Source organism: Mitsuaria sp. BK041 (genome assembly GCF_014193085.1).
Lineage (GTDB): Bacteria > Pseudomonadota > Gammaproteobacteria > Burkholderiales > Burkholderiaceae_C > Roseateles.
On record NZ_JACHYT010000001.1, the window covers coordinates 749951 to 762131 of the forward strand.

The following is a 12181-nucleotide window of genomic DNA, read 5'->3' on the forward strand; positions in this document are numbered from 1 at the left end:
TAATTTCTGTTCGTCTCGCGCGGCGGCGCAGCGGCGTGGACGACGGTTTGTTGCGCGCGCTCAGCGGTCGCCGCAGCACGGGCAGCGCGGGTCGCGCGCGACCTGCAGGTCGGTCCATTCCATCCGCCGCGCATCCAGCATCAGCAGCCGGCCCGGCAGCGCCGAGCCCATGCCGGTGAGCAGCTTCAGCGCCTCGGCCGCCTGCATGCTGCCGATGATCCCGACCAGCGGCGCGAAGACGCCCATCACCGCGCAGCGCTGCTCTTCCGGCGGCTGGTCCGCCGGGAACAGGCAGGCGTAGCAGGGGAAGCGCCGTTCGCGGCTGTCGTAGACGCTCAGCTGCGCGTCGAAGCCCAGCGCGGCGCCCGACACCAGCGGCTTGCCGTGCTTGACGCAGGCCGCGTTGACGAGGTGGCGGGTGGGGAAGTTGTCGGTGCAGTCCAGCACCACGTCGGCCTGCGGCACGAGCGTGTCCAGCAGCGCGGCGTCGGCGCGCTCGGTGATCGCGCGCACGCGCGGTTCGGGATTGATGGCGGCGATGCCGGCGGCGGCCGATTCGGCCTTGGGCTGGTCCACCCGCGCCAGGCTGTGCGCGATCTGGCGCTGCAGGTTGGTCACGTCGACGCGGTCATGGTCGACCAGCGTGATGCGCCCGACGCCCGCCGTGCCCAGGAACAGCGCCGCCGGCGAGCCCAGGCCGCCGGCGCCGATTACCAGCGCATGCGCGTCCAGCAGGCGCTGCTGGCCCTCGACGCCGATGTCGTCCAGCAGGATGTGGCGCGAATAGCGCAGCAGTTGGTCGTCATCCATGGTTCATTCCGGCGGGGTCTCGTCGCTGGTCTGCGGCTGGCGCAGGCCCACCTGCAGCGGCAGCTTGAGCAGTTCCTTGCCGCGCTGCACCGCGATCACCGTCTGGCTCTCGGGCCGCAGCGCCGCCACCACGTTGACCAGTTCCCTCGGCGAGCGCACCGCCTGGCCGCCAACCGCGGTGACGACGTCGCCCGCCTCCAGGCCGGCCTTCGCGGCGGGGCTGGCCTTGAAGACTTCCTTGACCAGCACGCCGTGATCGACGGCCAGCTTGAGCGTGTCGACGACCTCCGGATTGACGTCGCCGGTGATGACGCCGAGCCAGCCGCGCGAGACCTTGCCGTCCTTCACCAGCGCTTCCAGCACCTGGTAGGCGGAGTCCACCGGGATCGCGAAGCCGATACCGAGGCTGCCGCCGCCGGTGCGCGAGTAGATCGCGGTGTTGATGCCCACCAGCCGGCCCTGCACGTCCACCAGTGCGCCGCCGGAGTTGCCGGGGTTGATGGCGGCGTCGGTCTGGATGAAGTTCTCGAAGGTGCTCAGGCCCAGCTGCGTGCGGCCCAGCGCGCTGACGATGCCGGAGGTGACCGTCTGGCCGACGTTGAAGGGATTGCCGATCGCCAGCACCACGTCGCCGACCTGCAGCTCGCCGGCCTTGCCGGGATGGATCACCGGCAGCGGCGGTGGCAGCGTGATGCGCAGAACGGCCAGGTCGGTCTCGGGATCGGTGCCGACCAGGCGCGCCGCGGTGTCGCGGCCGTCGGCCAGCTGGACCCGGATCTCGGTGGCGCCGGAGACGACATGGTTGTTGGTCAGCACGTAGCCGTCCGGCGAGACGATCACGCCCGAGCCCAGGCCGGTCTGCGGCCGCTGCTGCTGCGGCAGCCGCTTGCCGAAATGGAAGCGCAGCCAGGGGTCGGCGTCGATCTCGCGCTGGCTGGGCGCCGGCTTGTTGGCGAGCACCGCGACGACCGCGGGCGAGGCCGCCTGCGCCGCGGCGGCGAAGCTGAACTGGACCGCCGCGCGCGGCGGGGCGCCGGCGGCGGCCGGCAGCGTGGGCACGACCTTGGGCGCCTCGTGCAGCCATTCCGGCTTGAGCGTCGACACGACGAAGTAGCCGGCCAGCGCCACCGTGGTGGCCTGGGAGAAAATCAGCCAGGTTTGACGCAAGAGAGATCCTGTCATGGCACATCGCACGGAGCTGGAGCGGCTGCTCGCCGCCACGCTGGAGCCCACGCGGTTCAAGGATTATGGGCCGAACGGTCTGCAGGTCGAGGGCCGCGACCAGATCCGGCAACTGGTGTGCGGGGTCACCGCCAGCCTCGCGCTGATCGACGCCGCCATCGAGGCCGGCGCCGATGCGATCCTGGTCCACCACGGCCTGTTCTGGCGCGGCCAGGACGGCCTCGTCACCGGCTGGATGAAGCAGCGACTGGCCCGGCTGCTGACGCATGAGATCAACCTGTTCGCCTACCACCTGCCGCTGGATGCGCATCCGGAACTCGGCAACAACGCGCAACTGGCGAAACACCTGGGCTGGGCCGCCGACGGCCGTTTCGGCGAGCAGGACCTGGGCTGCGTCGGCGCTTTGCCGGCGGCGCTGGACACGCTCGATGCGCTGACCGCCCACGTCGGCGAGCGACTGGGCCGCGCCACCGTGCAGGCGGCCGGCGACGGTCGCGCGCTGCGGCGCGTGGCCTGGTGCACCGGCGGCGCGCAAGGCTACTTCGAGGCCGCCATCGCCGCCGGCGCCGATGTCTTCATCACCGGCGAGATCTCCGAGCCGCAGGCCCATTACGCCGCCGAGACCGGCGTGGCCTTCATCGCTGCCGGCCACCATGCGACCGAGCGCTACGGCGTGCAGGCCCTGGGGCGGCAGGTGTCGGAGCAGCTCGGCCTGCACTACCGCTTCATCGACATCCCCAATCCCGCATGAACCGGCCGTCCACTTCCCCCCCGAGCCCGCGCCCGAGCCCGCGCCCGCTGCTGCTGACGATGGGCGACGCCTGCGGCATCGGGCCCGAGATCGCCGTCGCCGCCTGGGCCCGCGACCGCGGCGCGGACCTGCGCCTGGTGGGTGACGTCGCGGTCTTCCGGCGGGCCGTCGGCATCCTGGGCCTGGACCTGCCGGTGGCGGTGCTCGAGCAGGCCGACGATCCCGCCCCGCCCGATTGCCTGCCGGTCTGGCAGCCGCCGGGCCTGCCCGCGGACCTGGTCGACCAGCCACTGGGCCGCGTCAGCGCGGCGGCGGGCGCGGCGGCGGCGCGCTGCATCGTCGCGGCGGTGCATGAGCAGCAGGCCGGCCGCTCGCGCGCGCTGGTCACGGCGCCCATCCACAAGGAAGCGCTGCATGCCGGCGGCATCGACCATCCCGGCCACACCGAGCTGCTGCAGGCGCTCTGCGCCGACGCGCAAGGGCAGCTGCCGCCGGTGCGCATGATGCTGGCCAACGAGGAACTGCGGGTGGTGCTGGTGACCATCCATGTGGCCTTGCGCCAGGCGGTCGACCAGATCACGACGGGGCGGGTGCTGCAGACCCTGCGCATCACCGACGCCGCGCTGCGCCGCGCCGGCCTGGACGCGCCGCGCATCGCCGTGGCGGGCCTGAATCCGCACGCCGGCGAGGGCGGCCTGTTCGGCACCGAGGAGATCGAGCACATCGCGCCGGCGATCGCGCAGGCGCGGACGCTGGGCATCGATGCCCACGGACCGTTCGCGCCGGACACGGTGTTCATGCGCGCGCGCCACGCGCCGCCGCGGCACGTCGGTGAGTTCGATGCGGTCGTGGCGATGACCCACGACCAGGGGCTGATTCCGGTGAAGTACCTGGGCGTGGAGGAGGGCGTCAACGTGACCCTGGGCCTGCCGCTGGTGCGGACCAGCCCGGATCACGGCACCGCCTTCGACATCGCCGGCACCGGCCGCGCGGACCCGTCCAGCATGGCCGCGGCGATCCGCATGGCGCGCGCGATGTCGGCCTGAGCGGCGTCCTCGTCGCTGCGTGGCCCCGCTCCCCCTCAGGAGGGAGCGGGCTACGGTGGAACTGCCTTCGGGCCGCGCCCATAATTCCCGCCATCCAAAGCGACAGGGGGAGCCAGATGGAGATCGGAAAGACGAGGCGGTGGCAGTGGCTGGTCGCGCTGGCGCTGGCCGGCGTGATGCAGTTCGCTGCGCTGGGCACGGCGGCGGCGCAGGAGGTCAATCAGGCGCTGAACGTCTGGTTCGACGTGCTGTTCGACGAGAACGGCCAGGTCAAGGAGATCACGCCGGTCGACGAGGCGTCGCAGTCGCCCGGCTTCTGGAAGCAGATGACGGCCCGGCTGCAGAAGGCCAAGATCCCGCCGCGCCAGGAGGAGGGCCGCAACGCCACCTTCCGCACCGGCGTCGTGCTCTACCTGGCCGTGGACAAGGAGAAGTCGACGGTCGGCATCCGTTCGATGCAGCTGATGCCCATCCCCACCAAGCTCTACTACGCGGCCTACCCGGACGACGCGGCGGCGCTCGCGGGCTGGGAAGGCGAGATCCGGATGGTGTGCCGCGTCGGTGTCGACGGGACCTGCGTGGAGTCGACGGTCGAGATGCCCGCGGGCATGCCCCAGTCGCTGAAGCGATATGGCCGGACCTCGATGGCGCAGTGGCGCTTCAAGCCTCAGGAAGTGAACGGCAAGCCGGTCGAGGGCGAGTATGTGGTGCCGTTGAGATTCCGGACCGAGGACAACATGCCGGTCGATTTCCGCGACCCGCGCAAGCTGTGAGCTGAGGGACCGGCGCGGGCCGACCCGCGGTCGGTCCGGCGCCTCAGGACGCCTTGGCGCCCAGCGCCGCCAGTTGCTGCCGCGCGCGCGCCGTGGCGCGCTCCAGCAGGTAGGCATGCTCGAAGGCGCGCAGCCGCTCCGCCTCGCAGAGCTTGCGCAGCATCCGCGCCGTCATCGTCAGCGTCTCCTGGTGCTTGCTGCCGTGCGTGAAGATGAAGAAGCTGCGGGTCGCGCTGATGTGGGCGAGCCGCACCTTGATCCAATCGCCGTCGCGGTGCATCCGGTAGGCCGTGCCGATCTGCAGGTGGTCGATCAGCAGCTCACCGGCCGGGGGCGACGGGTCTTCCTCGGCCGCGGGCAGGCCATCGATGCTGATGTCCACCGCCTGCAGCGGTTGCTGTTCGTCGGCGCCCAGGTCCAGGTCGATGTCGACATGGCCGTCCCAGTCGACGTGCTCCTCCTGCACCAGGCCGAGTCTCTCGGCTTCCTCCTCGGACAGCTTCTCGCTCAGGTCCAGGTCCAGCGGCGCCGCGCTGGGGGCGGGCAGGTCCTGCTCGCGCGGCGGGGCCATGCCGAACACGGCCTCCAGCTGCTTGGCCAGCAGGTTGTACTCGAGCGGGCTGAGCGCCTGGCCCTTGAGCGAATCGGCGTGCGCCGGCAGCAGTTCGGCGAAGAACTTCTTGCGCTCGGGTTCGGGCCAGCGGATCAGGTCCAGGCCTTCGTTGAGCGTGCGCATCAGCACCGGCAGCGAGGCCAGGAAGGCCTGGCGCTGCTGCGGCGTGGTCTTGGGCTGCACCGACAGCACCAGGTCGCGGCCCATCTGGCGCAGCCGGTCGACCAGGGCGGCGTCCAGGTCCGGGTGCCGCGACGCATGCACCAGCACCTCGCTCCAGGTCTGGGTGAGGAAGTCGCGCAGGAAGTCCCGCATGTCGACGTTCGCCATCGCCTGCTGCAGCTGCTGCATGTAGCGGCGCTGCAGGCGCAGCTCGGTCTCCTTGCGCTCGAGCAGCGCGGCCGCGTCGCCCTGGGCCTTGAGGGCCTCGGAGGTCTGGTCCTCGATGAACTGCTCGAGCTGGACCAGCTTGGACTCGTAGAGGTCCATGCGGTCGAAGTCGCCGCTGACGACGTCCTGGACCAGTTCGCGCACCAGCGCGAGGAAGGACTTGCCGGGGTCGTCGGTGAAATCGTCGTAGGCGGCCGCCAGGGTCGCGATGCGGTTGACCAGGCGGCGCACCGGATGCCGGCGCGAGGAGAAGAAGGAGCGGTCGCCCAGCGCCGCGCGCAGCACCGGCAGCTGCAGCCGGGCGATCTGCTGCGCCATCAGCGGCGGCAGCTTGGCGTCGGACAGGATCTGGTCGAACAGGCCGGCCACGACGTCGATCACCATGTGGTCGAGCGAGCCGTTGGCCGCCTGCCGCAGTTCGTCGCGATGCAGGTGGATCAGGTTGGGCGGCAGCACCAGCGGCGCGCCCTCGACATAGGCGCCGGCGTCGCCCTCCCAGCCTTGCCACTGGCTGTTGGTCGGCAGGCTGCCGCCGGTGGTCGGACCGCCGAGGCCGGCCGAGGGCGTCTGCGCCAGCCGGCGCAGCAGTTCCATCAGTTGGGGATCCACCCCACCGCCAAAACCGCCGCCGAAGCCGCCGGCATGGGCGCCGCTGCCGCTGGCCGGATAACCGCCATGGCCGCTGCCCTGGAAACCGCCGGCCATGCTGTGCAGGCCGCCGGCGCGACTGCCTTGCAAGGGGTGGAGCGCGCCGGGCATCGTCGCGTAGCGGCTGTCGTGCAGCGGCACGCCCGAGGTGGTGGCGCCCTGCATCGAATGGCCGCTGCGCACGGCGCCCGCGGTCGCCCGCACGCGCAGGTCCTGCGGGCGCAGGCCGCGGCTGCGGAACAGGCCCGCGATGTCGGCGTAGCAGGCGCGCATCTCCAGCGAGAGCGCGCGGGTGAGCTCGTCGACCAGCACCTGGCGGGTGTCGGCGTCGTCGGTGACGGCGTTGACCCCCTCGATCAGCGCCTGGGCGATCGCCTGCGGGCGCAGCGGGTGACGGTCCTCGGCCACGCCTGGAATGTCGCCCATGTAGGAATTGACCTCGCGCAGCTCCCACTCGCTCTGGTGGCCGAGGGCCAGGCCGATCCGGTCGGTGGCGACCATGGTGTTGACCTGGTCGTCGTCCATCAGCGAGAGCTCGTCCCACTGCGTCACCTTGGGCGCGGCACGCGACGTGCCCGCCGCGGCGCCGCCCGGCGACGGTGTATCGGCGGCCTGCTGTCGCATGGACTGGTCGAAGCGCTGAGAGAACAGCGCCTGATGCTTGCGGAAGATGAATTGCGCGGACAGCAGCGCGTCCCGCCGCTTCGCCTGTCCGGAGGACAGTGCGGCGAGACCCATACCTTCGGCGCCGCGCTCGGCGGCTTGTTCCGCCGCCAGGCGCACGCGCTGCAGCGCCGCGTCGACGTGGGGATTCAGACGGTTCATCGAAGCTTCAGGCACATTGTGGTGACCACACCACATGATAAGTATCGGCGATGACCATCCCACCTCCGGGTGGGGCTCACCCGGCTTGTGCGCAAAAGGTGACGATTGATGAAAGCTTTACGCTTTGTCACGTCTCAGCGCGTCGCGGATCTCGCGAAGCAGCTGGATGTCTTCCGGCGGCGCCGCCGGCTCGGCCGGGGCGGCGGGGGTGTCGCGCTTCAGGCGGTTCACCTGCTTCACCATCACGAAGATGATGAAGGCCAGGATGATGAAGTTCAGCAGCACCGTCAGGAAGTTGCCGTAGGCGAAGAGCGGGACGCCGGCCTTGGTGAGCGCCTCGTAGGTCATGGGGCCGGTGTAGTTGGCGGGCGGGTCCGACAGGAGGATGAAGTAGCTGCTGAAGTCCAGCCCGCCGACCGCCTTGCCAATGATCGGCATGATCAGGTCCTTGACCACGGAGTCCACGATCTTGCCGAAGGCGGCGCCGATGATCACGCCCACGGCGAGGTCCATGACGTTGCCCTTGACGGCGAACTCACGGAATTCGGTCAAAAAACCCATCGCTTGCTCCTTGTGCTCCACGTGTGCGAAGGCGCCCACTACCAAGCGCTTTCCCGGGTGGCCCTCCGCCTCCGGGCAAGCATCCTAACGGCGTTTGCGCCACGACCGATGTCAACGTGGTGCACCGATGCACATCGGTAGAGCGCCTAGGGGCGGCCCGGAACTTTCTTACCTAGAATCGTTGGTTGCCCCTGATCAGAAGTTCCCTGTAAGGACCCTCATGAGTGACCCACAAGTGGACCAAGGCAAGCGCACCTGGCTGATCGCCACCGGCTGCGCGGGAGCAGTAGGCGGCGTGGCCACCGCCGTCCCGTTCGTCAGTACCTTCGCTCCCAGCGAGCGGGCCAAGGCGGCCGGCGCCGCCGTTGAAGTGGACATCGGCGGACTCGCCCCCGGTCAGAAGCTGACCGTCGAATGGCGCGGCAAGCCGGTGTGGATCGTCCACCGGACCAAGGAGCAGCTGGACGCGCTCAAGTCCAACGACCCGGACCTCGCCGATCCGCAGTCGGACCGCAAGGCCTTCCCCATCCCCGAGTACGCCAAGAACGAGTGGCGCTCGCGCAAGCCCGAGTATCTGGTCGTCGTCGGCATCTGCAGCCACCTGGGCTGCTCGCCCAGCGACAAGTTCCAGTCGGGGCCGCAGCCCTCGCTCCCGGACAACTGGCACGGCGGCTTCCTCTGCCCCTGCCACGGCTCGACCTTCGACATGGCCGGTCGCGTCTTCAAGAACAAGCCTGCCCCCGACAACCTCGAGGTGCCACCCTACACATTCCTGTCGGACACCAAGCTGTTGATCGGTGAAGACAAGCAGGCCTAACCCGGAGCGAGATTCACGACATGGCTGAATTCAAGGAAGCACCCGCCGGCGCTCCGATGGGCGTCCGGCTCATGACCTGGGTGGACAACCGGTTCCCGGCGTCCAAGCTCTACAAGGAGCACATGTCGGAGTACTACGCTCCGAAGAACTTCAACTGGTGGTACATCTTCGGCTCGCTGGCGCTGCTGGTGCTGGTGATCCAGATCGTCACCGGGATCTTCCTGGTGATGCACTACAAGCCCGACTCGGCGCTGGCCTTCGCGTCGGTCGAGTACATCATGCGGGACGTCCCCTGGGGCTGGCTGATCCGCTACATGCACTCGACGGGCGCCTCGGCGTTCTTCGTCGTGGTCTACCTGCACATGTTCCGTGGGCTGCTGTACGGCTCGTACAGAAAGCCGCGCGAGCTGGTCTGGATCTTCGGCTGCGCGATCTTCCTGTGCCTGATGGCCGAGGCCTTCATGGGCTACCTGCTCCCCTGGGGACAGATGTCCTACTGGGGCGCGCAGGTGATCGTGAACCTGTTCGCGGCCGTGCCCTTCGTCGGCAACGACCTGGCGCTGCTGATCCGCGGCGACTACGTCGTCGGCGATGCCACGCTGAACCGCTTCTTCAGCTTCCACGTGATCGCCGTGCCGCTGGTGCTGCTGGGCCTGGTGGTGGCGCACATCATCGCGTTGCACGAGGTGGGCTCGAACAATCCGGACGGCGTGGAGATCAAGGCCAAGAAGGGGCCGGACGGCCGCCCGCTCGACGGCATCCCGTTCCATCCGTACTACACGGTGCATGACATCTTCGGCGTCGGCCTCTTCCTGATGGCCTTCTCCGCGGTGATCTTCTTCGCGCCGGAACTGGGCGGCTACTTCCTCGAGTACAACAACTTCATCCCCGCCGACCCGCTGAAGACGCCGCCGCACATCGCGCCGGTCTGGTACTTCACGCCGTTCTACTCGATGCTGCGCGCCACCACCGACGTGATGGTCCAGGTGCTGTGCGGCGTGATCGGGATCTCCGCGGTCATCACGCTGCTGCGCGGCGGGCTGTCGACGCTGGGCAAGGGGATCGTGGTCGTGGGCGCGGTCGTGGGCATCGCGCTGCTGCTGACCTTCGACGCCAAGTTCTGGGGCGTCGTCGTGATGGGCGGCGCGGTCATCATCCTGTTCTTCCTGCCCTGGCTGGACCACAGCCCGGTCAAGTCGATCCGCTACCGGCCCGACTGGCACAAGTATCTCTATGGAATCTTCGTGCTGCTGTTCCTCGTGCTGGGCTACCTGGGCGTGAAGCCGCCGTCGGATGCGGGAACGATCGTGTCGCAGATCGGCACGCTGTACTACTTCGGCTTCTTCCTGCTGATGCCGTGGTGGAGCAAGGCCGGCCAGTTCAAGCCGGTGCCCGATCGCGTCACGTATCACCCGCACTGAACCGCCAACGTCACGGAGTCGAACGAATGAAGAAAATCATCGCCACGCTGCTGACGTCACTGTGCCTGGGCGCGGGCCTGACGTCGACGGCGCTCGCGTCGGAGGGCGGGATCGAGTGGGACCGCTTCCCGACGCAGAAGATGAACGACCTGGCCGCGCTGCAGAACGGCGCCAAGCTCTTCGTCAACTACTGCCTGAACTGCCATAGCGCGAACTTCATGCGCTACAACCGGCTCAAGGACATCGGCCTGACCGACGAGCAGATCAAGGGCAACCTGCTGTTCGCCGGGGAGAAGGTGGGCGAGACGATGAAGGTCTCGCTGGACCCGAAGCAGGCGAAGGACTGGTTCGGCGCGACGCCGCCCGACCTGACCGTGATCGCCCGATCGAGGGCCGACGGTGCCAAGGGAACGGGGGCGGATTACCTGTATACCTACCTCAGAAAGTACTACCGGGACGAAACCAAGGCCACGGGATGGAATAATCTCGCCTTCCCCAGCGTGGCGATGCCGCACGTGCTGTGGGAACTCCAGGGCGTCCGCACCGCCAGGTTCGAAGAGGAAAAGGACCCGCACGACCACGGCAAGGTCGTGCATGTCTTCAAGGGCTTCGAACAGGTCACGCCCGGGACGATGACACCGCAGCAGTACGACGAGTCCATCGCCGATCTGGTCGCCTACCTCCAATGGATGGGCGAACCGGCGCAGGGACTGCGTTTCCGGCTCGGCATCATCGTGGTGCTGTTCCTGCTGGGGTTCACCGTGTTCGCCTGGCGCTTGAACGCTTCCTTCTGGAAGGACGTCAAGTAAGTCCCGATGGCTCGGCCGCTGGCCGGGCCCTCAAGCGCAGTGGGGCGCCGAAGAGGCTCCCACTGCGTTGTCGTTTGTTTGTTTGGTCTTTGACCACGCCGGCCCTTGGCTGGTGTTGTTGTTAGAAAACGAGGACGCCGAGAGGCGTCGATCAGGAGTCCACTGCCATGATGGTGCTTTATTCCGGAACCACTTGCCCCTACTCGCACCGTTGCCGGTTCGTGCTGTTCGAGAAGGGCATGGACTTCGAGATCCGTGATGTCGACCTCTTCGCCAAGCCCGAGGACATCGCGCTGATGAACCCGTACAACGAGGTGCCCATCCTCGTCGAACGCGACCTCATCCTGTACGAGTCGCACATCATCAACGAGTACATCGACGAGCGCTTCCCGCATCCGCAGCTGATGCCTGGCGACCCGGTGGCCCGCGCCCGCGTGCGCCTGTTCCTGTTCAACTTCGAGAAGGAACTGTTCGCCCACGTCAACGTGCTGGAGAACCGCGGCCAGTCGGTCAAGCCGACCGAGAAGCAGCTGGAGAAGGCGCGTTCGCAGATCCGCGACCGCCTGACGCAGCTGGCGCCGATCTTCCTGAAGAACAAGTACATGCTGGGCGACGACTTCTCGATGCTGGACGTCGCGATCGCGCCGCTGCTGTGGCGCCTGGACTACTACGGCATCGACATGTCGAAGAACGCGGTGCCGCTGCTGAAGTATGCGGAGCGGATCTTCTCGCGTCCGGCCTACATCGAGGCGCTGACGCCGTCCGAGAAGGTGATGCGCAAGTAATACACTGCCTCCCCATGGATGACAGCAAGGATGGCGGCGGGCTCGCCGCCAGTTCGACGCGGCCGTATCTGATCCGCGCCCTGCACGAGTGGTGCACCGACAACGGGTTCACGCCCTACATCGCGGTCCACGTGGACCGCATGGTGCAGGTGCCGCTCGAGTACGTGAGCAACAACGAGATCGTGCTCAACGTGGGTTTCGACGCGACCAGCAACCTGGACCTCGGCAATGAACTGATCCAGTTCAAGGCCCGGTTCGGTGGCGTGGCGCGCGAGATCATCGTGCCGGTCGATCATGTGGTGGCGATCTACGCGCGGGAGAACGGGCAGGGCATGGCCTTCCCGCCGCCGAGCCCGGAAGAAGCCAGCGCTGCCGCGCGGGCTCCGTCCGGGAGCGCTCCCCGAGGCCTGCGCCTGGCCTCCGAGGGCGACGGCCAGGGCCAGAGCGAGACCAAACCCGAACCCGTCGCTTCCCCGGCGCCGGTCGTGGCGCCCGCACCGGACGACGACGATCCGGGCGCGGGTCCGTCGGGCGGTCGCCCGGCGCTCAAGCGCATCAAGTGATCGTCCAGATGAGGGGATGAGCGAGCTGTTTTCGTTCATCGGCCCTCATCGCTGCGTCTAGAATGCAGCCCGCGTCGCAGTGCTGCGACGCACCAGTTTTCCGTGTGCCGGCTTAGCTCAGTTGGTAGAGCAACCGCCTTGTAAGCGGTAGGTCATCAGTTCGAATCCGATAGCCGGCACCATCAAA

12 protein-coding genes and 1 tRNA gene are annotated in these 12181 nt (G+C 68.3%); 9 read left to right on the forward strand and 4 right to left on the reverse strand.

Features of this window, described 5'->3' with window-relative positions; genetic code table 11:
• Positions 1-60 precede the first annotated feature (60 nt).
• Both FHT38_RS03235 and FHT38_RS03240 read right to left on the reverse strand, forming a co-directional pair.
• Complete coding sequence (locus FHT38_RS03235; RefSeq protein WP_183485451.1) at positions 61-810, reverse strand: HesA/MoeB/ThiF family protein; 750 nt, start codon at positions 808-810, stop codon at positions 61-63.
• Between the two features lie 3 nt (positions 811-813).
• Complete coding sequence (locus tag FHT38_RS03240) at positions 814-1977, reverse strand: trypsin-like peptidase domain-containing protein (RefSeq protein WP_183485454.1); 1164 nt, start codon at positions 1975-1977, stop codon at positions 814-816.
• 13 nt (positions 1978-1990) lie between these two features.
• Here FHT38_RS03240 and FHT38_RS03245 point away from each other — a divergent pair, with 13 nt between their 5' ends.
• From FHT38_RS03245 to FHT38_RS03255, 3 genes are all read left to right on the forward strand, one after another.
• A complete protein-coding gene (locus FHT38_RS03245; protein ID WP_183489849.1) occupies positions 1991-2743 on the forward strand; it encodes a Nif3-like dinuclear metal center hexameric protein in 753 nt (250 codons plus the stop codon).
• Positions 2740-3789, forward strand: a complete 1050-nt coding sequence (gene pdxA / locus FHT38_RS03250) for a 4-hydroxythreonine-4-phosphate dehydrogenase PdxA (protein ID WP_183489851.1) — start codon at positions 2740-2742, stop codon at positions 3787-3789. Before FHT38_RS03245 ends, pdxA begins: the two co-directional genes overlap by 4 nt.
• A 116-nt stretch (positions 3790-3905) precedes the next feature.
• Positions 3906-4562 carry an energy transducer TonB gene (locus tag FHT38_RS03255; RefSeq protein ID WP_147243037.1) on the forward strand — a complete coding sequence of 219 codons (657 nt, stop codon included), beginning with the start codon at positions 3906-3908 and terminating at the stop codon, positions 4560-4562.
• 43 nt (positions 4563-4605) lie between these two features.
• Here FHT38_RS03255 and FHT38_RS03260 read toward each other — a convergent pair whose 3' ends face one another.
• Entirely contained in the window at positions 4606-7038 is a 2433-nt protein-coding gene (locus FHT38_RS03260; protein ID WP_255488588.1) for a DUF1631 family protein, read from the reverse strand.
• Between the two features lie 117 nt (positions 7039-7155).
• A complete protein-coding gene (gene mscL / locus FHT38_RS03265; protein ID WP_091721743.1) occupies positions 7156-7599 on the reverse strand; it encodes a large conductance mechanosensitive channel protein MscL in 444 nt (147 codons plus the stop codon).
• Positions 7600-7819: 220 nt separating this feature from the next.
• Here mscL and petA point away from each other — a divergent pair, with 220 nt between their 5' ends.
• The 6 genes from petA to FHT38_RS03295 all read left to right on the forward strand — a co-directional run bounded on the left by petA (position 7820) and on the right by FHT38_RS03295 (position 12176).
• Positions 7820-8416: a ubiquinol-cytochrome c reductase iron-sulfur subunit gene (gene petA, locus FHT38_RS03270; protein WP_091721747.1), complete on the forward strand. Its 597-nt coding sequence runs from the start codon at positions 7820-7822 to the stop codon at positions 8414-8416.
• 20 nt (positions 8417-8436) lie between these two features.
• On the forward strand, positions 8437-9837 hold the full coding sequence (locus FHT38_RS03275) for a cytochrome bc complex cytochrome b subunit (protein WP_183489856.1): 1401 nt from the start codon (positions 8437-8439) through the stop codon (positions 9835-9837).
• Positions 9838-9863: 26 nt separating this feature from the next.
• Complete coding sequence (locus FHT38_RS03280) at positions 9864-10646, forward strand: cytochrome c1 (RefSeq protein WP_091721753.1); 783 nt, start codon at positions 9864-9866, stop codon at positions 10644-10646.
• A gap of 167 nt (positions 10647-10813) precedes the next feature.
• On the forward strand, positions 10814-11431 hold the full coding sequence (locus FHT38_RS03285; protein WP_091721758.1) for a glutathione S-transferase N-terminal domain-containing protein: 618 nt from the start codon (positions 10814-10816) through the stop codon (positions 11429-11431).
• 14 nt (positions 11432-11445) lie between these two features.
• Positions 11446-11994, forward strand: coding sequence for a ClpXP protease specificity-enhancing factor (locus tag FHT38_RS03290; RefSeq protein WP_091721763.1), 549 nt, complete (start codon positions 11446-11448; stop codon positions 11992-11994).
• A 106-nt stretch (positions 11995-12100) separates the two neighbouring features.
• A tRNA-Thr gene (locus FHT38_RS03295) sits at positions 12101-12176 on the forward strand.
• Positions 12177-12181 lie beyond the last annotated feature (5 nt).

Bases quoted from the DNA above. Each gene is read 5' to 3' on its own strand.
- FHT38_RS03235 (WP_183485451.1), bottom strand. From the start codon at position 810: ATGGATGACGACCAACTGCTGCGCTATTCGCGCCACATCCTGCTGGAC.
- FHT38_RS03245 (WP_183489849.1), top strand. From the start codon at position 1,991: ATGGCACATCGCACGGAGCTGGAGCGGCTGCTCGCCGCCACGCTGGAG.
- pdxA (WP_183489851.1), top strand. From the start codon at position 2,740: ATGAACCGGCCGTCCACTTCCCCCCCGAGCCCGCGCCCGAGCCCGCGC.
- FHT38_RS03255 (WP_147243037.1), top strand. From the start codon at position 3,906: ATGGAGATCGGAAAGACGAGGCGGTGGCAGTGGCTGGTCGCGCTGGCG.
- FHT38_RS03260 (WP_255488588.1), bottom strand. From the start codon at position 7,038: ATGAACCGTCTGAATCCCCACGTCGACGCGGCGCTGCAGCGCGTGCGC.
- mscL (WP_091721743.1), bottom strand. From the start codon at position 7,599: ATGGGTTTTTTGACCGAATTCCGTGAGTTCGCCGTCAAGGGCAACGTC.
- petA (WP_091721747.1), top strand. From the start codon at position 7,820: ATGAGTGACCCACAAGTGGACCAAGGCAAGCGCACCTGGCTGATCGCC.
- FHT38_RS03275 (WP_183489856.1), top strand. From the start codon at position 8,437: ATGGCTGAATTCAAGGAAGCACCCGCCGGCGCTCCGATGGGCGTCCGG.
- FHT38_RS03280 (WP_091721753.1), top strand. From the start codon at position 9,864: ATGAAGAAAATCATCGCCACGCTGCTGACGTCACTGTGCCTGGGCGCG.
- FHT38_RS03285 (WP_091721758.1), top strand. From the start codon at position 10,814: ATGATGGTGCTTTATTCCGGAACCACTTGCCCCTACTCGCACCGTTGC.
- FHT38_RS03290 (WP_091721763.1), top strand. From the start codon at position 11,446: ATGGATGACAGCAAGGATGGCGGCGGGCTCGCCGCCAGTTCGACGCGG.